This window comes from Pseudoduganella aquatica (genome assembly GCF_020865585.1).
GTDB lineage: Bacteria > Pseudomonadota > Gammaproteobacteria > Burkholderiales > Burkholderiaceae_D > Rugamonas > Rugamonas aquatica_A.
The window spans coordinates 5,995,389-6,020,740 of sequence record NZ_CP086370.1 but is presented as its reverse complement, the minus strand read 5'-3'; the positions used below and the strand labels follow the sequence as shown (position 1 = coordinate 6,020,740).

Annotated in this window: 16 protein-coding genes; 12 read left to right on the top strand and 4 right to left on the bottom strand. The window is 64.3% G+C overall.

Features of this window, described 5'->3' with window-relative positions; translation table 11 throughout:
• The first annotated feature begins 186 nt into the window (after positions 1-186).
• The 8 genes from KT882_RS26785 to KT882_RS26750 all read left to right on the top strand — a co-directional run bounded on the left by KT882_RS26785 (position 187) and on the right by KT882_RS26750 (position 14,016).
• A complete protein-coding gene (locus KT882_RS26785; RefSeq protein ID WP_228893748.1) occupies positions 187-1,683 on the top strand; it encodes a FecR family protein in 1,497 nt (498 codons plus the stop codon).
• A gap of 477 nt (positions 1,684-2,160) precedes the next feature.
• Positions 2,161-6,618: a DUF4214 domain-containing protein gene (locus KT882_RS26780; protein WP_228893747.1), complete on the top strand. Its 4,458-nt coding sequence runs from the start codon at positions 2,161-2,163 to the stop codon at positions 6,616-6,618.
• A 209-nt stretch (positions 6,619-6,827) separates the two neighbouring features.
• The gene (locus tag KT882_RS26775; protein ID WP_228893746.1) at positions 6,828-8,699 is read left to right on the top strand and encodes a type I secretion system permease/ATPase; all 1,872 of its coding nucleotides are present in this window, start codon (positions 6,828-6,830) and stop codon (positions 8,697-8,699) included.
• A 2-nt stretch (positions 8,700-8,701) separates the two neighbouring features.
• Positions 8,702-10,060 carry an HlyD family type I secretion periplasmic adaptor subunit gene (locus KT882_RS26770; RefSeq protein ID WP_228893745.1) on the top strand — a complete coding sequence of 453 codons (1,359 nt, stop codon included), beginning with the start codon at positions 8,702-8,704 and terminating at the stop codon, positions 10,058-10,060.
• Positions 10,060-11,400, top strand: coding sequence for a TolC family outer membrane protein (locus KT882_RS26765; protein ID WP_228893744.1), 1,341 nt, complete (start codon positions 10,060-10,062; stop codon positions 11,398-11,400). The genes KT882_RS26770 and KT882_RS26765 overlap by 1 nt, the downstream gene beginning before the upstream one ends.
• Positions 11,401-11,408: 8 nt before the next feature.
• Complete coding sequence (locus tag KT882_RS26760; RefSeq protein ID WP_228893743.1) at positions 11,409-11,612, top strand: hypothetical protein; 204 nt, start codon at positions 11,409-11,411, stop codon at positions 11,610-11,612.
• A 49-nt stretch (positions 11,613-11,661) separates the two neighbouring features.
• The gene (locus tag KT882_RS26755; RefSeq protein WP_161074053.1) at positions 11,662-12,753 is read left to right on the top strand and encodes an acyltransferase family protein; all 1,092 of its coding nucleotides are present in this window, start codon (positions 11,662-11,664) and stop codon (positions 12,751-12,753) included.
• 198 nt (positions 12,754-12,951) lie between these two features.
• Positions 12,952-14,016 (top strand): Rpn family recombination-promoting nuclease/putative transposase, encoded by a 1,065-nt coding sequence (locus KT882_RS26750; protein ID WP_228893742.1) that lies wholly within the window; start codon positions 12,952-12,954, stop codon positions 14,014-14,016.
• Here KT882_RS26750 and KT882_RS26745 read toward each other — a convergent pair.
• Entirely contained in the window at positions 14,013-14,906 is an 894-nt protein-coding gene (locus tag KT882_RS26745; RefSeq protein ID WP_228893741.1) for a sulfurtransferase, read from the bottom strand. The genes KT882_RS26750 and KT882_RS26745 overlap by 4 nt on opposite strands.
• Positions 14,907-15,028: 122 nt before the next feature.
• Here KT882_RS26745 and dnaE point away from each other — a divergent pair, with 122 nt between their 5' ends.
• Both dnaE and KT882_RS26735 read left to right on the top strand, forming a co-directional pair.
• The gene (dnaE, locus tag KT882_RS26740; protein WP_407682059.1) at positions 15,029-18,574 is read left to right on the top strand and encodes a DNA polymerase III subunit alpha; all 3,546 of its coding nucleotides are present in this window, start codon (positions 15,029-15,031) and stop codon (positions 18,572-18,574) included.
• A 9-nt stretch (positions 18,575-18,583) separates the two neighbouring features.
• Entirely contained in the window at positions 18,584-20,449 is a 1,866-nt protein-coding gene (locus KT882_RS26735) for a DUF4214 domain-containing protein (protein WP_228893739.1), read from the top strand.
• Positions 20,450-20,452: 3 nt separating this feature from the next.
• Here the strand turns inward: KT882_RS26735 and KT882_RS26730 are convergent, their stop codons facing one another.
• Together KT882_RS26730 and KT882_RS26725 are read right to left on the bottom strand one after the other, a co-directional pair.
• Entirely contained in the window at positions 20,453-20,683 is a 231-nt protein-coding gene (locus KT882_RS26730) for a DUF6139 family protein (RefSeq protein WP_161074058.1), read from the bottom strand.
• Between the two features lie 54 nt (positions 20,684-20,737).
• Positions 20,738-21,733 carry a VirK/YbjX family protein gene (locus tag KT882_RS26725; RefSeq protein WP_228893738.1) on the bottom strand — a complete coding sequence of 332 codons (996 nt, stop codon included), beginning with the start codon at positions 21,731-21,733 and terminating at the stop codon, positions 20,738-20,740.
• Positions 21,734-21,949: 216 nt separating this feature from the next.
• Here KT882_RS26725 and KT882_RS26720 point away from each other — a divergent pair, with 216 nt between their 5' ends.
• Positions 21,950-23,482: a sensor histidine kinase gene (locus KT882_RS26720; RefSeq protein WP_228893737.1), complete on the top strand. Its 1,533-nt coding sequence runs from the start codon at positions 21,950-21,952 to the stop codon at positions 23,480-23,482.
• 1 nt (position 23,483) lies between these two features.
• Positions 23,484-24,092: a response regulator transcription factor gene (locus KT882_RS26715; protein ID WP_228893736.1), complete on the top strand. Its 609-nt coding sequence runs from the start codon at positions 23,484-23,486 to the stop codon at positions 24,090-24,092.
• A gap of 97 nt (positions 24,093-24,189) precedes the next feature.
• On the opposite strand, the gene KT882_RS26710 is transcribed toward KT882_RS26715, so the two are convergent.
• The gene (locus tag KT882_RS26710; RefSeq protein ID WP_228893735.1) at positions 24,190-25,098 is read right to left on the bottom strand and encodes a glycosyltransferase family 2 protein; all 909 of its coding nucleotides are present in this window, start codon (positions 25,096-25,098) and stop codon (positions 24,190-24,192) included.
• Positions 25,099-25,352 lie beyond the last annotated feature (254 nt).

Below are 25,352 nucleotides of genomic sequence, written 5' to 3'. Positions count from 1 at the left end.
GGGGCTGCGGTGGGGTGAAGGTCAATCCGTTAGTATAACGCCTAGCCCTGTGGAAAGGCGAGTGGGGCGGCCGATGCTACAAAGTGTAACGTTTCGCGCAGTTAGCGGGCTTTTCCATGAGAATGTGATGGCTATCACGGCAGCTTACGTGCCGTGCTGGATAATAAGATGGAAAAGGGGAATATCATGTTACGTCATCTCGTGGCCGCTGCCGGCCTTGCACTACTCTCCCACGGCGCCTACGCGGCAGTCGCGGGCAAAATCGTCTATGTGACGGGCAGCGCGCAGGTGGCGCAGCAGCCTGCCGTGCTGGACGGCGCGGTGCAGGAAGGCGATATGCTGACCACCGGCGCCGACGGCTATCTCTATATCACCACGGTGGACAACGGCCTGTTCATCCTGCGCCCGTCCAGCCAGGCCCGCATCGTCGCCTATTATATAGACGAGAAACAGCCTTCCAACAACCGCATCAAGCTGGAACTGCTGAACGGGGTGGCGCGCAGCCGCTCCGGCGACGCGGTCAAGAAGGCGCGCCAGAATTTCCGCTTCAACACGCCGGTGGCCGCCATCGGCGTGCGCGGCACGGACTTTACCGTCTTTACCGATCACGACACCACGCGCGTGACCGTCAACTCCGGTGGCATCGCGCTGAGCGGTTTTGGCGGCGCCTGCAGTCCTGAAGGCCTGGGCCCGTGCGAAGGCCAGGCCACGCGCGACCTGTTCGCCGCGCAAAAAGGCAATCTGCTGCAGATCCGCCGCGGCCAAGCCGCGCCACAGCTGTTGCCTGAAACCAATACCCTGGCGCCGGACGCCGTGGCGCCGCCGCGCCAGGACGAGCCGGGCAAGCATGCCGGTCCGTCCAGCGGCGCGAGCCTGCCGCCGCAGCCCAATCTGGACGTGCAAAAAAGCGCCAGCCTGCAGCAGCAGATTGCCACCAATGGCACCGGCACCAAGAACGATCCGCCGCCTGCGGTGATTGTGCCGCCGGTGACGGAAATCACCCCGCCGGCCACCGAAGTGCCGGTGGTCACGCCACCCGTGGTCACCCCGCCGGTGGTGACGCCGCCGGTGGTGGTGGAACCGCCGGTCGTGACGCCGCCGGTGGTGACGCCGCCGGTGGTCGAGCCGCCGGTGGTAACTCCGCCCGTGGTGCAGGAGCGCCAGATCGTCTGGGGGCGCTGGCAGACTGTGCTGGACCAGGAAAAGCAGATCGACCTGGCGGGCGAGCTGAACAAGGGCAACAAGCTGATCGCCAAGAATGCCGATTTTGCACTGTTGCGCACCGACGGCGCGGCCTATGTGGTGCCGGAGCGGGGCAACGTGAGTTTTGTCATGCAGCAGGGCCAGGCCTTCATCCATCCGGACAACACCGCCTTGCCGACGCTGGCGGCGACGCTGGAAAACGGCGCGCTGAGTTTTAATTTTGACAAGCGTACCTTTGCCACCAATTTCGACCTGGTCAACGGCGACGAGCGGATGCTGATGCAATCGACCGGCAAAGTGGCCAGCGACGGGCGCTTTGTGGGCGACGCTATCTATATCCAGCCTAACAATATGTCCGTCAGCGGCCTGTTGAGCGCGGACAAGGGCGGCACGGCGGCTTATCTGTTCGAGCGTCGCATGACCGGCCGCACCATTTACGGCGCCACGGGCTGGGCAGTGCAGCCCGCCGCAGCCAAGTAAGCCCTGCGGTCCCCGTGCCCGCCCAAAACAGCCCGCTTCTTGCGGGCTGTTTTTTTTCGCGACCACGGTACGCGATGCGCAATTACAACAGCAAGCCCGGCGCTGAAAAAATATTACATTCGCTTACGACTTTCCGTATGGCGTTTTTTTACATGTGGTCAACTTGTCAAATTTCGTGGCTGAGGCGAGCCCTTTTCGCCGGGCCGGCAGCCCGCTGCAGGCCTCGCTTCTCCTATGAAAGCGGGGTGGCACCCGGTAAACCGCGTCTATCCTTGCGTTGGGCGCAATCTTCTCTGATAATGAGCCGCCGTGTAATTTTCTGTTGATCTATTTGTTAACTTTCGGAGGATATTGCTTATTTTTGTGATGGCTGTCACATGCTTGGGCAATACCTTCTGAGATTATTCGGTACGTTAGATTGTTTGGCCACCGCGAGTCATGCAATTAACTTCAATCAATCCTTCCTAGGAGTTTTAAATGGGTATCTACGCAACTGATCTGCAAAAGCTGTATGTCGCTTACTTCAACCGTCCTGCTGACCCGATCGGTCTGCAGTACTGGGAAGGCCTCGTAGAAGCTGGCGCAGTAACCCTGGACGCGGTGGCTAAGTCGTTCGCCGGCTCGCCAGAAGCGATCGCCATCTACGCAGGCAAAAACGTCGCGCAAAAAATCGACGCGATCTACGTGAACCTGTTCGGCCACCCAGCCGACACCCCAGGCCTGCTGTACTGGGCGAACCTGGTCAACAACGGCACCATGTCCCTGGACGTTGCTGTTCGCCAGATCTCGCAAGGCGCACAAGGCACCGACATGGTGGCCTTCGAATCGAAAGTCGCTGCTGCTGAATCGTTCAGCGCTGCTCTGCTGCTGAAAGAAGGCGGCGTTGCTGCTTACAATGGCACCGAAGCTAACAACGCAGCTAAAGTATTCCTGGCTGGCATCACCACCGCAGAACAACTGGCCGCCGCTACCGCGCCAGCCGCTCTGGACGCCACCCTGAACAAAGTTGCTGCTGCTGCCGACCCACTGCTGGCCGCTTCGCAAGCTGCACAAGCTACCGCTGTTGCCGCCAACACCGACGCAACCGCTAAAGCTGCTGCCGCTGTTGCCGCTGCTGCAAAAATCGACACCGCAACCGCTGCCGCTAAGACCGCTGCTGACAAAGCTGCCCTGACCGACGCAACCGCGCTGACCGCAACCGCAACCGCCGCTAAAGCAACCGCTGACGCAGCTGTTGTAGCCAAGACCACCGCTGACGCAGCTGTTGTAACCGCTAAAGCTGCCCTGGCAACCGCCATCGCTGGCGGCGACGGCGCAACCGTTGCTGCTGCTCAAGGCAAAGTCATCATCGCTGAAGACACCGCTGCTAAAGCTGCAACCGCTGTGACCACCACCGCTGCTGCCTTCACCGCCGCTGACACCGCTGCTAAAGCTGCTGTTGCCGATGACACCGCTGCCGCTACCGCTGCCGCCGCCATCGCTACCGCCACCACCGCTGCTGCTGGCGCCGCTTCCGCTGCAACCGCCGCTGCAACCGCTGCCGCTGCCGCTGCCGCTGCTTTCAGCGCTGCTGCTGGCAAAACCACCCAAGTTGGTGATGACGCTGCTGCCGCTACCGTTGCTACCGAAGCTGCTGCCGCTGTCAAGAGCGCAACCGCTGCTGCCGCTACCGTAACCGTAGCCCAGTCGGCCACCACCTACGGCGCTGCTGCCGCTACCGCTGCTGCTGACGCTGCTGCGCTGGCAACCGCTGCTGCTGACACCAAAGCAAAAATCGCTGCAACCGTATCGATCGAAACCGCAAACGCAGCTATCGCTGCTGCTGCTGTTGAAGTTGCTGCTGCTGCTAAAGCCAAAGCTTCGGCTGACGCTGCTGCTGCCCTGGCCGCTCAGTACAAAGCTGCTGCCGACGTCACCACCGTGACCACCGACGACGCTGCTGCTATCGCTGCTCTGGCCGCCGCCAACACCGCTGCTGCTACCGCCGCTGCCGCTGTTGCTGCCGCTGCCACCAACACCGCCGCTGCTGCTGCTCTGCCAGCTAACTACGTTGCCAAGTCCTTCGTTCTGACCAAAGGTCTGGACGTGTTCACTGGCGGCGCAGGCGCTGACACCTTCGTCGGTTCGATCGACACCACCGCTGGTTCCGAACTGTCGACCATGAGCGTGATCGACAACATCAACGGCGGCGCAGGCATCGACACCCTGAAGATCGCTTCGGTACAGGCACTGGTTACCGCCAACCTGGCCAACATCAGCAACATCGAAATCTTCGAACTGGAATCGGCTGCAGCCATCACCCTGAACACCTCCGCTATCAGCGGCGTGACGGACGTGAACGTTCTGAAAACCGGTGGCGCTGTTGCTGTAACCGCCGGCACCACCACCAACATCACCGAGTCCGTGAAGGCCTTTGGCGCAGCTACCACCATCAACGGCGGCAAGAACGTTACCGTTAAGCTGACCGACGTACTGGACAACACCAGCGCCGTTACCATCGGCGGCACCGCTGCTGCTGCTGGCACCGTGGCTGTTGAAGTCTCGGGCAAAGCCTACGATGCGGCTGACTCCGCTGCAACCCTGAGCAACGTTACTGTCACCGGCGGCACCTCGATCAGCGTTATCCAGAAAGCTGCTGCAAGCATCACCGCCGCTGCTGCTGATACCGCCGCTATCACCGTGATCGAAGGCGACATCGCTGTCAACGGCAACGCCAGCACCACCGACGTTGTTATCAAGCAAGATGCAACCGTGGCCGTAGCCAATGCGACCTTCAAAACCGGCGGCGTAACCGAAACCGCAAGCGTAACCTTCGGCATCCTGAAAGCCGGCGACGTGCTGACGGTTGCTGGCCTGACCCTGACCGCCACCGTCGACATGACCGCTGCTGAAGTTGCAGCTGCCTTCTCCGGCCTGGTAAACGGCTCGGCATACGCAGCAGGTCCACTGGTCGCCGCTGGCGACACCCAAGGTAGCGCTTCGGCCGCCAAGGGCGTGTTCACCAACGTGGCAACTGGCTGGACCAGCGGCGCCGTAAGCGGCTCCACCGTGGTCTTCACCAGCACCACCGCCAACAGCAATCTGGGCGGCGACCTGACCCCAGTGCTGACCAACACCAGCGGTTCGTCGGCAGCTCCAGTGGTCACCACCACCCAAGGTAGCGCACACAATGCTGGCGCAAGCGGCGGCAAGCTGGGTGTAACCGCTGGTCTGGTATCCGTTGCTGACGCATCGGGCGTACTGAAAAACCTGACCATCGAAGGCTACAAAACCGGTTCCGCTCTGTCCTCCGGTGGCGCAGCTCTGAGCACCCTGAACCTGGCAGGCAGCGATGCTTCGTCGACCCTGACCATCATCGACACCGCCGACACCCTGGCACTGAATCTGTCGTCGATGGGCGCTACCAGCACCGTGGCCTTCACCGCCGCTCCGCTGACCCTGAACGTGAAGAGCACCGGCAACAACACCGTGGCCCTGACCGCAGCAGCGACCACCGCGCTGAACGTATCCGGCACCGGCACCCTGACCAGCGCTGGCACCTTCACCAACGTGAAATCCATCGTTGTAACGGAAACCGCTGGCCTGAACGTAGGCGGCGCGACCTTCGGCGCCCTGGAATCGATCACCGCTACCGGCACCACCGGCGCGATCACCGCTTCCATCAACGGCGTGAACACCACCTACGCTGGTAGCGCAGGCGTGGACACCGTGACCCTGCTGACCGGCACCGCACTGACCAAGTCGATCGACCTGGGCGCTGGCGATGACACCCTGGTATTCGGCTCGCTGGCTGTTACCGGTTCGACCGCAACCCTGTCCGGCGGCGCTGGCACCGACACCCTGTCGATGACCTCGGTAGTTGCTGACGGCCTGGATGGCGCACCAGTGACCTTCTACACCAACTTCGAACGCCTGCTGATCAGCAACGTTGTTGGCGCGACCGACGGTGCAGTTGTCAACACCACGCTGGACCTGGCTAACCTGGGCTTCACCAACTACGTGTCCGTCTCGGGCACCAACCAGGAAGCTGGCTTCCACGACACGCTGACGCTGAACAACCTGGCTAACAACGGCACCCTGGGCCTGACCAGCGCCGCAGGTGACTACATCGTTGGTATCAAGGATGCAGCTACCGGTACCGCTGACGTGCTGAACATCGTCACCAGCTCGACCGCCGGCCTGACCAATGGTGTGGTAACCGCAGCCAATGTTGAGACCGTGAAGATCGCTACGGTTGACACCCAGTCCGGCACCCAGACCAAAAACACCGACACCCTGACCCTGACCGCCGACAAAGCGACCAGCGTTTCGGTATCGGGCGCGGCTGACGTGACCCTGACCCTGACCGGCAGCACCAAAGTGACGACCATCGACGGCACCGGCATGACCGGCACCGGCGGCCTGACCGTGACCTCGGTAAACACCACTTCCGCCACCACCTTCAAAGGCGGTGCTGGCAACGACGTGTTCACCGCAGCTACCGGCACCACCGCTGACGTTCTGCTGGGCGGCGCTGGCGATGACACCCTGATCGCCAATGCTGGTCTGGACACCCTGACCGGCGGCGCTGGCAACGACCTGTTCGTGATCGCTACCGCATCGCTGAACTCGTCGAGCTACGCAACCATCACCGACTTCGCTGCTGGCGACCTGATCAAGTTCACCGGCGCTTCGGGCTTCGTGGCTTCGAAGGTTACCCAGGGCGACACCGCTGTGTTCCAGGATTACGCTAACGCGGCTGTGAACTCGGCATCGGTAGGCGCTGGCGTAGCTGCCTGGTTCCAGTTCGCTGGCAACACCTACGTTGTAATGGACGCAGGTGCTGACTCGACCGCCGGCTTCGTCGATGGTCAAGACTTCATCGTCAAGCTGACCGGCCTGGTTGATCTGACCAACGCTTCGTTCAACAACACCTCCGACACCATCGCTCTGTAATTAAGAGGGAAACAGCCCTTCGGTCCGCCGAAGGGCCTGGTGAAAGTCAAAGACCCCGCTGCCGCAAGGCAGCGGGGTTTTTTACGTCTTGATACAAGTTCTTCGCCGCAGCAATGGAAAATTTGTGACGTACATCACATTCTTTGGCCGTTTTAGGGGATAATGTCTCGTCTTTAACCGAGCGTGCCGCGGCCTGGAATTGCTACCCCATGAAAAAATTACTGAATCCTAAGAGCGAAATCGAGCAGATCCTGCTGCGCTTCAAGCGGACCTTCTACACGATAGGCGTGTTCAGCGCCATCACCAACCTGCTGGCGCTGGCGCCGTCGCTGTACATGCTGCAGGTGTACGACCGCGTGCTGCAAAGCCGCAACGAAATCACGCTGCTGATGCTGACCCTGATGATCCTGGGCGCCTTCGCGCTGCTGGGCGCGCTGGAGCTGATACGCAGCTTCGTGCTGGTGCGCGTGGGCGCCAAGTTCGACATGGAACTGAACCGCCGCATCTACACCGCCGCGTTTGAGCGCAACCTCAAGCAGGCCGGCGGCAACGCGGGCCAGTCGCTGGCGGACCTGACCAATCTGCGGCAGTTCCTGACCGGTAACGCCCTGTTCGCCTTCTTCGACGCGCCGTGGTTCCCGATCTACCTGGTGGTGATCTTCGTGTTCGAGCCATCGCTGGGCTGGTTCGCTCTGGGCGGCACGCTGGTGCTGGTGGTGCTGGCCTATGTCAACGAGCGCGTGACCCACAAGCCGCTGGCCGAAGCCAACTCCATGGCCATCGCCGCCAACACCCTGGCCACCAACAATCTGCGCAACGCCGAAGTGATTGAGTCGATGGGCATGCTGCCCAACCTGATGGGCCGCTGGTTCAAGCTGCACGGCAAATTCCTTCACCTGCAGGCCGAGGCGAGCGAGAAGGCCGGCCTGATCGGCGCGCTGACCAAGTTCGTGCAGATGTCTCTGCAGTCGCTGGTGCTGGGCCTGGGCGCCTTGCTGGTGCTGGAAAACAAAATCACCCCCGGCATGATGATTGCCGGTTCGATTCTGCTGGGCAAGGCGACCGGCCCGGTCCAGCAGCTGATCGGCGTATGGAAAAGCCTGAGCAGTACCCGCAGCGCCTACGAGCGCCTGACCGAACTGCTGGAGCAGAATCCGGCCCGTTCGGCCGGCATGGCGCTGCCCAAGCCCAAAGGCCTGCTGACGGTGGAGGCGCTGATCGCTTCGCCCCCCGGCGCGAAAGCGGCACTGCTGAAAGGCGTTACCTTCGGCATCCAGCCGGGCGACGTGCTGGGCATTATCGGTCCCAGCGGTTCGGGCAAGTCCACGCTGGCGCGCCTGCTGGTAGGCGTGTGGCCGGCCGCCAGCGGCAAGGTGCGCCTGGATGGCGCGGACATGTACCAGTGGAACAAGGCCGAACTCGGCCCGCATATTGGCTACCTGCCGCAGGATATCGAACTGTTCGGCGGCACCATCGCGGAAAATATCGCCCGCTTCGGCGACGTCGATGCCGAGAAAGTGGTGCTCGCCGCCAAGCGCGCCGGTGTGCACGACCTGATCCTGCACATGCCTGGCGGCTACGACACCAAGCTGGGCGACGGTGGCGCCGGCCTGTCCGGCGGCCAGCGCCAGCGTCTCGGCCTGGCCCGCGCCATGTACGGCGACCCGTCGCTGGTGGTGCTGGATGAACCGAACTCGAACCTGGACGATGTAGGCGAGCAGGCCTTGGTGCAGGCGATTGCCGAACTGCGCAAGCAAGGCAAAACCATCGTGTTGATTACGCACCGCTCCAGCGCCATCAGCGTGACCAACAAACTGCTGCTGCTGCGCGACGGCACGGTGGAAGCGTTTGGTCCTACCGACCAGGTGCTGGCCGCCCTGCAGCAGCAGAATCAGAAAATGCTGGCGGCGCAGCAAGCCCAAGCCCAGGCGCAGCAGCAGGCGCAAGCCCAAGCCCAAGCCCAAGCCCAGGCCCAGGCCCAGGCGCAGCAAGCGGCGATCCAACAAGCCGCCATCGAACAGGCTGCGCGCGAAGCTGCCCAAGCCGCAGGCGATGGCAAGGCGACTACGGAACAGGAATGAATATGAAACTGATTGCAAGCAAGGACAAGGCGACCGAAGTCATTACCCATGACGTGGAGCCGTTGACTGTCAATACCGACGCCGGCGCCTACGCCCGTGTGGGCTGGTTTATCGTGCTGGCCGGCGTGCTGGGCTTCCTGCTGTGGGCTTCGCTGGCGCCGCTCGACAAGGGCGTGCCCCTGTCCGGCAATGTTGCGAAAGAGGGCAACCGCAAGGCTGTGCAGCACCTCATCGGCGGCACTGTGGAAGACATTCTGGTCAAGGACGGCGATACGGTCAAAAAGGGCCAGGTGCTGGTGCGCATGAATGGCGTGCAGGTGACCTCGCAGTCCGAAATCTCGAAAGTGCAGCTGATTTCGGCCGCAACGGCGCAAGCCCGGCTGACTGCCGAGCGCGCTGGCAAATCCTCGTTCGATCTGCCGGCGGCGCTGGTGCCTTTCAAGGACGATCCGCGCGTGGCGGGCAGCATGGCGCTGAATTCGCAGCTGCTGCTGGCGCGCCAGACCAGCCTGCAGAACGAGCTGGCTTCCATGGAGGAATCCATTGCCGGCCTGAAGTTCCAGCTGGCCTCGCTGCAAGCATCGAGCGAAAGCAAGAAAGAGCAGCGCAACTTCCTGAAGGAGCAACTGGACAATGTGCGCGACCTGGCGCGCGACGGCTATGTGGCGCGCAGCAAGCTGCTTGACCTGGAACGCAACTATGTGCAGCTGGGCGGCGAGATTGCCGAAAACGCCGGCGCCGTGGGCCGCACCCAGCGCCAGATCGCTGAAGTGACGCTCAAGCGCGCGCAGCGCATGCAGGACTACCAGCGCGAGGTGGGCACCCAGCTGAGCGACGTGCAGAAAGAAGCCCTGGCGCTGGAAAGCCGTATGAAGGCTGAAATCTATGCCGTGAACAATGTGGAAGTGCGGGCGCCGGTGGATGGCGTGGTGATCGGCATGGCCGTGTTCACCAAGGGCGGCGTGGTGCCTGCAGGCTTCCGCATGATGGACATCGTGCCGGTGGACGAGGCGCTGGTGGTGGAAGGCCGCCTGGCCGTCAACCTGATCGACAAAGTGCACGCTGGCATGCCGACCGAGCTGATTTTCTCGGCCTTCAACAGCAACACCACGCCGCACATTCCCGGCGTGCTGACCAAGATTTCGCCGGACCGCCTGCTCGACGAGCACAACGGCCAGCCCTACTACATGGTGCAGGTGAAAGTCACGCCGGAAGGCCTGAAGAAGATCCAGCACCTGAAGCTGGAAGTGCGTCCCGGCATGCCGGCCGAGCTGTTCGTCAAGACTGGCGAGCGCACCATGATGAGCTACCTGCTCAAGCCGGTGTTCGACCGCGCCAAAACGTCCATGACGGAGGAGTGATGCGCCACTTTCTGCAATCGAAACGCGGCCTGCTGGTGCAGGCCATCGGGGCGGCCTTGCTGGCGCATAGCAGCGGCGCCTCGGCGCTGGGCCTGATGCAGGCCTACGAGGCCGCGCTGAAGAACGACAGCGTCTACCGCGCCGCCTACTTTACCAACGAGGCCGGCAAGGAAAACCGCGTGCTGGGCCGCGCGGGCTTGTTGCCCAGTCTGTCCGCCAGCTATAGCGGCAGCAAGGCCAAGAGCGACATCACGACCGGCGGGCGCACCGTCAAGCAGGACTACATCAGCCGCTCGACCAGCGTGCAGCTGCGCCAGACCCTGGTCAACTTCGACGCGCTGGCGCGCTATAAGCAGGGCGTGCTGCAGGCCGAGTACAGCGACGCAATCTTCCTGAGCGAAGCGCAGCAGGTGGCCATGCGCGTGGTGGGCGCCTACATCGAGGTACTGTTCAAGCAGGACCAGCTGGCGCTGGCGAAGAGCGAGCGCGACACCTATCTCGAGCGCATGAAGGTCAACGACCGCATGTTCGAAAAAGGCGAGGGCACCCGCACCGACATGCTGGAAACCCGCGCCCGCCTGGACGTGGCCGAAGCCACCGTGCTGGAAGCGGAGGACAACCTGGCCGCGACCCGCATCACGCTGCAGTCGATTGTCGGCGCGGACGTCAACATGGGCGAGCTGGACGCGCTCACGCCGGCCTATAATCGCCCGCCCGAGGACACGCTGGGCCTGGAAGGCTGGCAGCGCCTGGTCATGGAAAGCAACCATGAAGTGCGGGCGCGCAAGCTGGGCGTCGACATCAGCCAGCAGGAGGTCAACAAGCAGCGTTCGGGCCACTACCCGCGCCTGGATGCGGTCGCCTCGTACAGCAAGGCCGATTCGGACACCATCAACACCATCAACCAGGATTCCACCACGCGCAGCATCGGCTTCCAGTTGACGGTGCCGCTGTATTCGGGCGGCGCGGTGAGCGCGTCCACCCGCCAGGCCGTGGCCAACCGCGAAAAGGCCAAGGCCGACCTGCAGACCGAGATCGACAAGGCGATGCTGGAGCTGAACAAGGATTACGATTCCCTGGTCAGCAGCGTGAAGAAGATCGAAGCGCTGATCAAGGCGGTGGACTCCGGCCAGCTGCTGGTGCAGGCGACTGAGCAAAGCATCAAGGGCGGGGTGCGCATCAACCTCGATCTGCTCGATGCGCAGCGCCAGTTGAGCAGCACCCGGCGCGACCTGGCGCAGGCGCGCTACACCTATGTGCTGTCTTTCCTGAAGCTGCGCGCCGCCGCCGGCACCCTGTCGGTCAACGACGTGCGTGAAATGGCCGGCTACTTCCGCTGAGCGTGACGATGGAAGAAAAGGAAGAAGTCACCATCGACGGCGTCAGCTACCTGGTGTCCGAACTGAGCGCAGGAGCGCTGGAGCAGGTCAACAACATCAAGTTCGTGGACCAGGAGATCGCCGCGCTGCATGCGCGCCTGGCGGTGTACGGCACCGCCCGGATCGCCTACGAAAACGCACTGCGTCTGGCTGTGCCACGATCGATACAGTAAGGCTGCCGCCGCTGGTGGCGGCACTTGGTTGTAGGGTAAGATTGCGGCCATGAAATCTCTCAATCTCCCCTACAACCCGCGCCTGGACCAGCTGCGCTGGCTGGCCGTCACCATCGTCTTCCTGTTCCACTACTACCACGAGTACATGCGCCAGGGCGGCGTGCCGCAGTACAACGTGCTGCTGGCGCCGGTCACCGAAGGTCACACCGGCGTGGGCCTGTTCTTCGCCCTGTCCGGCTTCCTGTTCATGCAGATCGCGCAGCGCCAGCAGCACATCGTCTACCGCGACTTCCTGCGCAACCGCCTGCTGCGCATCGTGCCGCTGTTCCTGGTGGTGTTTGTGCTGGCCACCTCCATCGGCCGCGACAAGTTCGCGCCGCAGGATTTGCTGTATGTGCTGGCCACCAACCTGGGTCTGGCACCCACGTCTTACACGGTGGTCACCGGCGCGGCGTGGAGTATTTCGGTGGAGTTCACCTTCTATCTGGTGTTCCCCTTCCTGGCGCGCTTCGCGCTCGAGCGCGGCGCCAGCTATCTGCTGCAGCTGCTGGGCATCATGCTCTTCCTCAAGCTGGCCGCCTACACCGCCAATGAGAAGAGCACGCTGATGTTCTTCAGCACCCTGGTGGGGCGCTTCGACCAGTTCCTGATCGGCATGCTGGGTGCGTTCGCCGTGAGCCGCCATGCGGCGCAGCTGCGCCGCCACGGCGCCTGGCTGGTGCCGCTGGCAGCGGCGCTGGTGTATGGCAACTGCGTGCTGCAGGCCTCGGTGTCGCGCTTCGACCCGGCCTCGCATGACAAGTTCTGGATTTTCTGGTCCATGCTGGAAGCGTTCGGCTGGACTTGCCTGATTATGTGCTGGGTGGGCTGGGAGCGTCGCATGCCGGCCGTGGTGGAGCGCGTGCTCGAACATGGCGGCAAGATCAGCTTCTCGTTCTATTTGCTGCACATGGCGGCGCTGACCGTGCTGGCCAATTTTATCGGCCTGCCGCACTGGACCGGCAGCCGCGTACTGGACGCGCTGCTGGCCTTCCCGCTGGCCTACGGCGCCACCTGGGCCATGTCCGCGCTCAGCTACCACGTGATCGAACAGCCCTTCCTGCGCCTGCGCCGCAGCTACGGCGACAAGCCGGCAGTGTAGTGGCCATGGCGGGTTACGTGCGGCTGCGCCGCACTAACCCGCCCTACGCGTGTTTTTAAGACCGCGCCGTAGGGCGGGTTAGCGGCGCAGCCGCGTAACCCGCCACTCCCGCCGCCGGTGGGTACGCTGGTTTGCGCCCGCTCAAACTTCGGTTTCACTGCGGTGCTTGACGCTATCATCGGCCGCTACAATTTCGCCATGCGCGCCGACCATGACAGCAGCTACAGGCAACTATTCGCGCACCCCGAGTTGGTGTGCGAGCTGCTGGCCGTCTGCTTGCCTTTCGGATGGGCCCGCAACTTGAATGCGGAAGGGTGCCGGCGCGTGAATGGCAGCTACGCCAGCGATGACGGCCAGCAGAGGCATGACGATATGGTGTGGCGCGTGCAGTCTGTTGGTGGGCCCCGCGAGCTGTACGTGCTGCTGGAATTCCAGTCGCGTCCGGATTGCTATATGGCGCTGCGGATGCAGGTGTACACCGGTTTGCTGCTGGAGGACTTGCATAAGCAGCGGCTGCTTCCAGCTGGGCGGCCCTTCCCCAAGCTGTTGCCTGTTGTCCTGTATACCGGTATGCGGCCCTGGACCTCTGCTGTCTCCATGCTGGATCTGCAGGATCAAGATGGCGAGCTGGATGAATACCAACCTCAGCAGCGCTACTTACTGCTGGACACAGCCCGGTGTGCGTTGCAGCCAATGACCAGGCCGTCGAACGTGGTGCAGGCGCTCTTCCAATGTACCCAGTTTGGCACGGCGGAAGCGTTGCTGCCTGCGCTGCTTTGCATTGAAACTTGGCTGCGCGGCCGACACAATGAGGCCTTGCGCCGCACCATTACCTTATGGGTGAAGCGCTATTTGCGACGGCGCTTCAAGGAGATTAAGATACCCAGGAAATGCTCGTTGGAGGAGGTGCGCACCATGTACTACGTTCCGATATTCAAAACGTTTGCCGACCAGCTGAAATTTGAAGCGGTGCAGCAGGGATTAATGGAAGGTCGGCAGGAAGGTCGGCAGGAAGGCCGGCAAGAAGGCCGGCAGGAAGGCCGGCAGGAAGGCCGGCAGGAAGGCCGGCAGGAAGGATTGCAGATTGGAATCTGCCAGGCACTCGGCGCGACGCTGCGTCGGCTGCTGGAGCGCGACGCCGGCCCCTTGCCGCCCGCTGTTATCGCCCGGATTGATATTGCCAGACCGGAGCAGCTGCAGCAGTGGCTGGACCGGGCGATCGATGGCGAGCGCCCGGTAGAACTGCTGGGGGCGGCAGCTTAAGCTGCGGCCTGCTTGCCGTGGCAGTGCGGGCACGACACGCCGTACACGTACTGCTCGGACAATTGCTCGCGCGGCGTGACCACGGCGCGGCAGGCGAAGCATTGCGTGGTTTCCACCGCCTCCAGCTGCGGATTGAGCGCGGTGCGGTAGTCGAACACGAAGCAGTCGCCCGTGTAGTGCGCGCCGCCCACTTCCTCGAAGTACTTCAGGATGCCGCCTTCGAGCTGGTAGACGTTGTCGTAGCCGATGTTCTGCATATGGATGGCGGCTTTTTCGCAGCGGATGCCGCCGGTGCAGAAGGTGACCACGGTCTTGCCGTCGAAGTCGGCCTTGTGCGCCTCGATCAGCTCCGGGAACTCGGTGAACTTCTTGATGCGGTAGTCCACCGTGTTGTCGAAGGTGCCCACGTCCACTTCAAAGTCGTTGCGGGTGTCGACCATGACCACCGACTTGCCGGCGTCGTCGTGGCCCTGGTCCAGCCAGCGCTTGAGGGTGTGCGCTTCCACGAAGGGCGCGCGGCCTTCTTCCGGCTTGATCAGCGGCATGCGCATGGTGATGATCTCTTTCTTGATCTTCACCAGCATGCGCTTGTGCGATTGCTCGCTCGACAAGCTTTCCTTCACTTCCAGGTCCGCCAGCCGGGCGTCGCTGCGCACCCAGGCCAGGTACTGGTCGATGTCGGCGCGCAGGCCGGACAGGAACATATTGATGCCTTCCGGCGTCAGCAGGATGGTGCCCTTCAGCTTGAGCTGGGCGCACTGCTCCTGGTACTGCGGGCGCAGGTCTTCCAGGTTGTCGAGCGTGATGAATTTGTAGGCAGCGATGTTGACATACGGAGTCGCCGCTGCTGCGCCGGCTGCTGCGGGCGCGCTGGAGGTGTGAGCTTGCATGGTGCGTTTTTCAGGAAAATGCGGAACAGCCGCTATTATAAGCCATCGACCATGCTGCCTAAGCAGTGGGCGGCGCGGTAGAATAGCAGCTCATTGGAACACTGGCGAGCAGCAGCATGAACATGATGGTAATCGAACAAGAAGGCGGCGCCGCAGCCGCCGCGCATCCGCCGCAAGGCCCGGCTTTCGTTCACCTGCGGGTGCACTCGGAATACTCGATTGTCGACGGCCTGGTGCGCATCGACGACCTGATCGGCGCGGTCGCCAAGGACAAGCAGGCGGCGCTGGCGGTCACCGACCTGGGCAACCTGTTCGGCATGGTCAAGTTCTACAAGGCCGCGCGCGGCAAGGGTATCAAGCCCGTGATCGGCTGCGAGGTGTGGATCACCAACGACGACAACCGCGACAAGCCTTCGCGCCTGCTGCTGCTGGCGAAAAACCGCATGGGCTATCTGCAGCTGTGCGAACTGCTGTCGACCGCCTGGCTCACCAACCAGTACAAGGGCCGGGCCGAGATCCGCACCGAGTGGCTGGCCGATCGCGCCAACAAGACCTACGAGCTGCTGCCCAACGAGCGCACCGACAACGGCCTGATCGCCCTGTCCGGCGCGCAGTACGGCGACATCGGCGCCGCCATCGACAACGGCAACCTGGAGCTGGCCGAGCGCCAGGCGCAGAAGTGGGCCGCCATCTTCCCCGGCCATTTCTATGTCGAGATCCAGCGCGCCGGCCAGGCCAACCAGGAAGCCCAGGTGCGCCATTCGGTGGCGCTGGCGGCCAAGCTGGGCCTGCCGGTGGTGGCCACCCACCCGGTGCAGTTCATGTCGCCGGACGAATTCATCGCGCACGAGGCGCGCATCTGTATCGCCGACGGCGAGATGATCGCCAACGCCAAGCGCGTCAAGCGCTACAACGAGCAGATGCGCTTCCTCACGCAGGCCGAGATGGGCGAGCTGTTCGCCGACCTGCCGGCCGCGCTGCAAAACTCGGTGGAGATCGCCAAGCGCTGCAACGTCACGCTCACCCTGGGCAAGCCGCAGCTGCCGAACTTCCCCACCCCGCCCGGCATGACCATCGACGAGTTCCTGGTGGCCGAGTCGAAGAAGGGCCTGGAAGCGCGCCTGGAGCATCTGTTCCCCGACCCGGTCAAGCGCGAGGCCGAGCGCCCGCGCTACGAGGCGCGCCTGAAGTTCGAGACGGACACCATCTGCAACATGAAGTTCCCCGGCTACTTCCTGATCGTGGCCGAGTTTATCCAGTGGGCCAAGGAAAACGGCGTGCCGGTGGGACCGGGCCGGGGTTCGGGCGCGGGCTCGCTGGTGGCGTATTCGCTGCTCATTACCGACCTGGATCCGCTGAAATACAATCTGCTGTTCGAGCGCTTCCTGAACCCCGAACGCGTATCGATGCCCGACTTCGATATTGACTTCTGCCAGGAAGGCCGCGACCGCGTGATCCAGCACGTGAAAGACCTGTACGGCCACCACGCCGTGTCGCAGATCGCCACCTTCGGCACCATGGCGGCCAAGGGCGCGATCCGCGACGTGGGCCGCGTGATGGACTTCGGCTATATGTTCTGCGACGGCGTGTCCAAGCTGATCCCGTTCAAGCCGGGCAAGCCGGTCTCGATTGCCGAGGCGATCGAAGAGGAGCCTATGCTCAAGGAGCGCCAGCAGAACGAGGAGGAGGTGCGCCAGCTGCTGGACCTGGCGCAGCAGGTAGAGGGCATCACCCGCAATATCGGCATGCACGCCGGCGGCGTGCTGATCGCGCCGGGCAAGCTGACCGACTTCTGCCCGCTGTACACGCAGGGCGGCGACGGCGGCGTGGTGTCGCAGTACGACAAGGACGACGTGGAGGCCGTGGGCCTGGTCAAGTTCGACTTTTTGGGCCTGACCACGCTCACCATCCTGGACCGCGCCGTCAACTACATCAAGGACCTCGATCCGAAAGAGGCCGACTTCGACCTGGCCAAGCTGCCGCTGAACGACCGCGCCTCCTACGAACTGCTGACCAAGGCCAAGACCGTCGCCGTGTTCCAGCTGGAGTCGCGCGGCATGCAGGGCATGCTGAAGGACGCGCGCCCCGACCGCTTCGAGGACATTATCGCGCTGGTGGCGCTGTACCGTCCCGGCCCGATGGACCTGATTCCCGACTTCTGCAAGCGCAAGCACGGCGAACGCTTCGACTATCCCGATCCGCGCACCGAATCCATTTTGTCCGAAACCTACGGCATCATGGTGTACCAGGAGCAGGTGATGCAGATGGCGCAGATCGTCGGCGGCTACTCGCTGGGCGGCGCCGACATGCTGCGCCGCGCGATGGGCAAGAAAAAAGCCGAAGAGATGGCCGAGCACCGCGAGATCTTCCGCGCCGGCGCCGCCAAGGACGGCCTGACGGCAGAGAAGGCCGACGAGATCTTCGACTTGATGGAAAAGTTCGCGGGCTACGGCTTCAACAAGTCGCACGCCGCCGCCTACGCGCTGCTGTCCTACCACACGGCCTACCTGAAGGCGCACCATCCCGCCGCCTTCATGGCAGCCAATATGTCGCTGGCCATGGACGACACCGAGAAGGTGAAGATCCTGGTCGAGGACTCGATCGACGTCTGCGGCCTGACCGTGCTGCCGCCGGACATCAACAAGTCGGCCTACCGCTTCCGTCCGGACGGCGAAGCGCCTTCCGTCACCGGCAAGAAGGTCACGCAGATCCGCTACGGCCTGGGCGGCGTGAAGGGCGCCGGCCAGAACGCGATCGAGGCGATTATCGCCGCGCGCGAAGCGGGCGGGCCCTTCGTCAGCCTGTTCGATTTCTGCAAGCGCGTGGACAAGAAGCAGATCAACCGCCGCACCATCGAAGCGTTGATACGCAGCGGCGCCTTCGACTGCCTGGAGGTGGACCGCGCCGTGCTGCTGGCCACGGTCACCTTCGCCATGGAATGCGCGGACCAGGAGGCCAAGGCGGCCAACCAGGTCAGCCTGTTCGGCGGCGACGATTCCGACCTGGTGGCGCCGCCCGAATACGTGAAGTGCGCCCCCTTCACCGACCGCCAGAAGCTGGCCGAGGAAAAGATCGCGCTGGGCTTCTACCTGTCCGGCCACATGTTCGATTCCTACGCGCCGGAAGCGCGCCGCTTCTCGCGCACCAGGCTGGCCGACCTGGAGCCGTCGCGCGAGCCGCGCATGATGAGCGGCGTGATCACCGGCATGCGCCCGCAGATGACGCAGCGCGGCAAGCTGTGGATCGTCACGCTGGACGACAAGAGCGCCGTGGTCGAGGTCACCGTCTACAGCGAGGTGTTCGACGAGAACAAGCGCATGTTCAAGGACGACGAGTTCCTGGCCGTGGTGGGCAAGGTGTCCGAGGACCGCTTCTCGGGCGGCCTGCGCATCTCGGCCGAGAAGGTGTACGACATCATCGCCGCGCGCAGCCAGTTCGGCCAGCAGTTCGGCTGGACCATGCCCACCACGGTGAGCGCGGCCAAGCTGCAGGAAGTGCTCACCCCCTACCGCGACGCCAACGGCCTGCCGGTGGCCATGCGGGTCAAGCCCCAGGGCGTGGACTGCGTGGTGCAGCTGGGCGAGGAGTGGCGCGTGGCGCCGTCGGATGCGCTCAAGCTGTCGCTGGAGCAGGTGCTGGGCGCGCGCGAAGTGGCGGTCGAATACTAGGAGAACAGCATGGCTACCGTTACCGAGGTCACCACCGCGCCGCTGTCCGGCCTGAACTACATCGACGCCTTGCTCGATGACGGGCCGGCCTGGAACTACCTGGCGCCGTCGACCGGCAACACCATCAGCTACACTTTCTCCACGGCCAGCGGCCTGCAGTCTAGCAACAGCAGCATCCAGAGCGCGCCGCAGGCCTTCACGGCCGCGCAGCAGGCCGCCACGCGCACGGCGCTGGCCTACCTGAGCAGCATCACCGGCATCGTCTTCACGGAAACCACCAGCGGCACGGCGGCCAAGGTGCATTTCGCCTACGCCGACATCGTCGGCGCCAATACTTCGGGCCTGTGCAGCTGGGGCATCAACTATTCCTACAAGAGCGGCGAGGTGATCACGGCCTATAACGCCAACGCCTATATCTACCTGGACAACGTGCAGTGGGGCGGCCAGAACAGCTTCCTGGGCGGCGGCCAGGGCCTGGAAACGCTGCTGCACGAGATGGGCCACATGATGGGGCTCAAGCACCCCTTCGAGGGCGATATCGTGCTGCCGGCCGGCAGCGACACCACGGCCAACACCTTGATGTCCTACACCGATTCCGGCGGCCCCTATGCCAGCTACAGCCAGTACGACCTGGCCGCGCTGAAATGGCTGTACGGCGGCGACGGCCTGGGCGGCCTGCTGGGCGTGGGCTCGAGCGGGGGCGGGCGCTACTACACCGGCACCAGCGCGGGCGACATCCTGACCGGCGGCGCGGCCGACGACGCGCTCGAAGGCGTGGGCGGCAACGACACGCTGGACGGCGGCGCCGGGACCGACACCGCCATCTACGCCGGCCTGCGCGCGGCCTACAGCGTGGTGCAGCTCGATGCGCTGAACTGGCGCGTCAGCGGCGCCGAGGGCGTCGACACGCTGCGCAATATCGAGCTGCTGCGCTTCGGCGACGGCACGCTGGCGCTGTCCAGCCTGGACGCGCTGCCGCCGGCCGCGCCGGTGCTGGTGTTCGGCAAGGACGGCAGCGCGGCCGCCAGCGGCAACCATCCGCTGTTCAGCGGCAGCGCCGAAGCGGGAGCCAAGGTGGAGCTGTTCAACGGCGCCGTCAGCCTGGGCGTGGGCACGGCGGCCGCCAACGGCAGCTGGAGCATCCAGCCGGTGGCGCTGGCCAACGGCAGCTACAGCGTCACCGCCAAGGCCACCGATGCGAACGGCAATGTGTCGGCGGCGTCGGCGGCGCAGGCGTTTACGGTGGCGAGCAGCCTGAATCTGAGCGGCACGGCGGGCGCGGACACGCTGGCCGCCACGGCGGGCAATAATTTCGTCAATGGCGGGGCCGGCACGGACACCGTCCTGTACGCCGGCGCGCGCAGCAGCTACACGGTGGCGAAAACCGCCTATGGCTACACAGTGGCCGACCTGGCCGGCGCCGGCGGCACCGACCTGCTGGTGGGGAGCGAGCGCATCAAGTTTGCCGACAAGATCCTCGCCATCGATATTGACGGCGCGGGCGGGCAGGCTTACCGCGTCTACCAGGCCGCCTTCAACCGCGCGCCCGACCTGCCCGGCCTGGGCTACTGGATAGGGGTGATGGACCGCGGCGTAGGGCTGGGGGAAGTGGCCGCCAATTTCATGACCAGCGCGGAGTTCATCAAGCTTTACGGCAGCGCCACGCCGAGCAACGCCACGCTGGTGAACCTGCTGTACAGCAATGTGCTGCACCGCGCGCCGGACGCGGACGGCGCGGCCTACTGGCTCGATGTGCTCAATAAAGGGCTGGCCTCGCAGGCCGCCGTGCTGGCCTCGTTCAGCGACAGCCCGGAGAATTACGCCCAGGTGATAGGCGCCATCCAGAACGGCTTCGAGTACACGCCCTTTGTCTAAGCCTTACAGGTCTTTCAGGCCGGTGATGGCGTAGCCTTTCACGCCGATCTGCTGGTGGGGCTGGGAGATATGGAAGTCGGGCAGGGCCTCGGCGCCATCGTCCACTTCCAGCGCCATGCTGGCCGCTTCCCAGTCGGTATTGATGGCTTCCTGCGGGATGGGTTTGCCTTCGGGGACGGCCAGGTAGGAAAACAGGCCGTCGTGTTCGGCGCGGCGGTAGATATCCAGTCGCATTGCATGCTCCCAGGTTGTAGTGGTGGTGCGGCGATTCTACCGCACCCCGCCGATTCAGGCTGCGGCCAGCGCCGCGTCCAGTGTGCTCTCCAGTTCGGTATCGCGCACCGGCTCCCGCACCGGCTCGCGTGCGGCCTCCCGCAGGGGCTGCTGCTCCGCTTGCGGCTGCCGCGCGGCAATACCATCGACCACGCTGGCCGCCACGGACGCCAGCAGTTCGTGGCGCTTGCGCGCTTCCGAACGCTTTTTGGAGGCGATCTCCTCCATCACCGGCGCCATCAAAGGACCGCAAGCGAGCGCGTAGTCGCCGTCGCTGCGCGGCTGGGCGCCCATTTCCATCCACAGTGCGTTGTAGTCCGCATGCACGCGGCCTTTGCGGATCTGCTTCAGCACGGCGCGGTTGTCGTTGCCCACCAGCAGCAACTGGCTGCAGCCGTAGGCGTAGCCCAGCTGCTGCACCAGGCGCACCAGCAGGTTTTTAGGGCGCAGGCCGTGCAGGTCGCGGGTCGCTTCGCGCGCCAGCTCCAGGCCGTCGCCGCATTGCGGTCCCTGCAGGCAGCCTATGCCCACGCAGGCCTGGTGGCCGTCCGCCAGGAAGGAGAAGGCCACCGAGGACACCAGCGTGTCGCCGCAGCGCAGCTGGAGCACCAGTTCGCCTTCGCGCTCCATCGGCACGATGGCGCGCAGGTCGATCTGGTAGACCGCGCCGGACTTGCCCGCAAAGCTGGCCAGCTCCACCCGGCCGCTCGTGGCTTGCGCCACCACCGGCGCCAGCCCGTGCTGGAGCACGAAACGGTAGTGCGACACCAGGGCCGCCAGGCGCTGGCGCTGGGTCAGGCGGCTGCTCAGGTAGGGACGGTAGATTTTGTGCAGCAGGCGCGGCTGCATTTGGGCCAGCTCGCGCAGCGCGCCATGCGAATTGAGCGCCTGCAGCCAGCCGCGCGTCAGCAGCGGATGGGCCAGTGCGCGCACTTGCAGTTTGACGGCCGCGCAGGCCATGGAGGGCAACGATTTCCGTTCCAGCCCGGCTCGGAGGGTGATAGCCTGCATGTTGTTCGGTACTCCAGAGTGCGATGTTCAGTGATAAATGCGGGCGGCATGGGCTGGGCCGGGGGAAACACTACGTTACAATCAGAAATATATCGGTGCGCGCAAGCGCTGGCAATTCGCGGATTAGCTTAAGGGAAACACTTACATGGCAGAAAGCTTGGCCCTATGAGGCGCTTCTCGGCATTGGCATGGTCAAATTTGCACGGACCATTATTCTTGTTGCTATATCTGCTGCTCGACTGGCTTACCTATGTCGACCCGCTGTACGGCGTCAATATCACGCCCTGGAATCCGGATCCGGCGCTGGGCCTGGTGTACTGGCTGCGCTACGGAAAAAAAGCGGCGCTGCCGTGGTTTGCAGCGTTGCTGCTTGGCGACATATTGTTTCGCGGCATGTCGGCCGGGCCGCTGTTCACCTTGCTGGGCGCGCTCAGCCTGACCTTGGGCTACGGCCTGATCGGCGAAGGGCTGCGGCGCAACTTCAGCAACGGCGCCATGTTCGACAACCGCGACCGCCTGCTGACCTGGCTGGTGGCGGTGGCGGCCGGCGCGCTGCTGAACGGCGTGGCCTATGTGGCGCTGCTGTCCTCGGCCGGGCAGATCCCGGCCGGGCAGGGCGCGCTGGCGGTGTGGCGCTTCGCCATCGGCGACATGGTGGGCATCATGGTGTCCATGCCGCTGATCTGGATGCTGGCCAGGGAGGAGAGCCGCGCGCGCCTGCGCGCCGCCGCCTGGCGCTGGGAAACCCTGGGCTACCTGGTGCTGGCCGTGTGCATGCTCACGGCCGTGTTCGGCCACATTGCGCGGGCCGAGTTCAAGCATTTCTACTTCCTGTTCCTGCCCGTGATCTGGGCCGCCACGCGCCAGGGCGTGTACGGCGCCGCGCTGATCGTGTTCACGCTGCAGCTGGCCATCGTCACCCTGGTGCGCTGGAACAACGCGGTCGACATCGAGGTGGCCGAGCTGCAGCTGCTGGACGCGGTGCTGGCGCTGGTGGCCTTCTTTATCGGCATCGTGGTCGACGAGCGGCGCCAGGTGGCTGACGAGCTCAAGCACACGCTGCGGCTGGCCGCGGCCGGCGAAATGGCGGCCGCGCTGGCGCACGAGCTGAACCAGCCGATGACGGCGCTGTCGGCCTACGGCAAGGCCTGCGAGCACCTGCTCGAGCGCGGCGAGACCGGCGAGCTGCTGAAGGGCGCCATCGGGCGCATGGTGAGCGAATCGGTGCGCGCCGCCGAAGTGGTGCGGCGCCTGCGCGACTTCTTCCGCACCGGCGCGCTGCGCCTGGAGCCGGTGCCGGCCAGCGCGCTGCTGGCCGCCATCACGCAGCAGTTCTTCAGCCAGTGCCGCGAGCAGGGGGTGGAACTGGCGGTGGCGCAGGCGCCGCCGGTGTCGGTGCTGGCGGACCGGCTGCAGGTGGAGCTGGTGCTGCGCAACCTGCTGGCCAACGCGCTCGACTCGGTGGCCGCCTGCCCGCCGGGCCAGCGCCGCATTACGCTGTCGGCGCAGGCGCTGGGCGGCGCGCGCCTGCGCATCACGGTCGAGGACAGCGGCGCAGGCGTGTCCGAGGCGCTGTCGCGGCGCCTGTTCGAGCCCTTTGTGTCGACCAAGTCCAGCGGCCTGGGCCTGGGGCTGGTGCTCAGCCGCGCGATTATTGAAGCGCACGGCGGGAAATTGTGGGCGGAGGTGGCCGAACACGGCATATTCCGCTTTATACTCCCGGCGCTGGAAGGTGAAACAGGAGAATAGCGTGGCATTGGACCTGACCGTATTTATCGTCGACGACGACCCTGCCGTGCGCGACGCGCTCGGCTTGCTGCTGGGCGTGCGCGGCTACCGCACCGCCGTGTTCTCCAGCGGCGAAGCGCTGCTGCAGGCCTGGCGTCCGGAATGGGCCGGCTGCCTGCTGATCGACATCCGCATGAGCGGCATGGACGGCCTGGAAGTGCAGCAGCGCCTGGCCGAGCTGGGCAACCGCATCCCCATCGTCATCGTCACCGGCCACGCCGACGTGGCGCTGGCGCGCGCCGCCTTCAAGGCGCAGGCGCTGGACTTCCTGGAAAAACCCTTCGACGACGCCAAGCTGGTGGCCGCCATCGATGAAGCGTTTTCGTCGGAAGCGCGGCAGCGCCGCCAGAACCGCGAGCGCGACGACCACCTGGCCCTGCTGCGCGAACTGACGCCGCGCGAGCGGGAAGTGATGCAACTGGTGGTGGAGGGGCGGCACAACCGCGAAATCGCGCCGGAGCTGGGCATCAGCGTGCGCACGGTGGAAGTGCACAAGGCGCGGCTGATGGCCAAGCTGGGGGTGGGCAATGTTGCCGACCTGGTGCGCATTGCCATGCTGGACCAGGCGTAGCGGCGCTGCTTGGCGGGTTACGGCGCGCTGCGCCTGACCCGCCCTACGGTGTTTCGGTGTTTCGGCGGCGCGTAACCCGCCAATGCCGCCAGCGCCGTCAGGAGCCGTTCGCGGCGGCCAGGCTGGCTTGCGCTGCCGGCCGCACGCCCGGCGGCATCGCTTGCGGCGCCGGCGCCGAGTTGGCCGGCGTCTGCGACTGCAGCCCCTGCGCGGCGCGCACGGTCTTGTCGGCGGCGCGCTGCAGCACGATATGCCGGTTGCGGTCCTCCAGGCTGCGCTCATTCTCCTTGTGCCACAGGTGGTAGACCTCGGTGGCGAACGCGCCTTCCTTGCGCATCACGCCGGCATTGAACAGGCGCACCACCAGGTCGGAATCCTCATGGCCCCAGCCCTGGAAGCTCTCGTCGAAGCCATTCACCGTGGTCAGGTCGCTGCGCCACACGCCCAGATTGCAGCTCTTGATGCGGCGCCAGCTGAAGCGGCGGCTTTCGCGGCCGAAGTTGGGCAGCGTCAGCACGGTCTGCAGGAATTTGTTCAGGTCGCCGGTCAGGCGCAGCTTCAGCTTGTCCCACACGGTCAGGCCGCGCAGGCTGAGGCGCTCGGCCAGCAGGCGCAGCGTGTAGCCCGGGCTCAGCAGCACGCGGCTGCCCGTCACCAGGTAGCCCGGCCGGGCCAGCTTGCGGTGCTGGCTGATGAAGTTGGGCTGCGGCATGCAGTCGCCGTCCAGGAAGATAATGTAGTCGCCGCTGGCGGCCAGGATGCCCTGGTTGCGCGCGCGCGCGGCGCGGAAGCCCTCATCCGGCTGCCACACGTGCAGCAGCGGCACCGGCGAGCGGCGCTTCAGGTTTTCCACGCACTGGCGCGTGTTGTGGGTGGAGCCGTCATCAGCGATAATGATTTCGAATTGATTATCGTCCTGGCAGAAGCAGGCCTCCAGCACTGCCGCCAGGGCGTCGGGCCGGTTGTAGGTCGTGATGATGACGGATATTTTTGACGCTTGTTGCATGAAGTGGATGCTGCCTGTGCTGATTTTGCAAGAATAAGCTCACAAAACATTAATGAATAATACTTTTACAAAAAAAAACATTCTGCAAGACAACGCACTATCTTATCTCATCCACAGTCTGATTTTCCTGCTGCCGGCCTTGGCCTTAATCACGCGCAATAGTGTCAGCACGGTAGGCTTTCTGTTTCTGCTCGCCGGCATGCTTTGCTGGCGTGCAGCAAAACCAGGCTTATTGCGTCATCTTACTGAGGTTC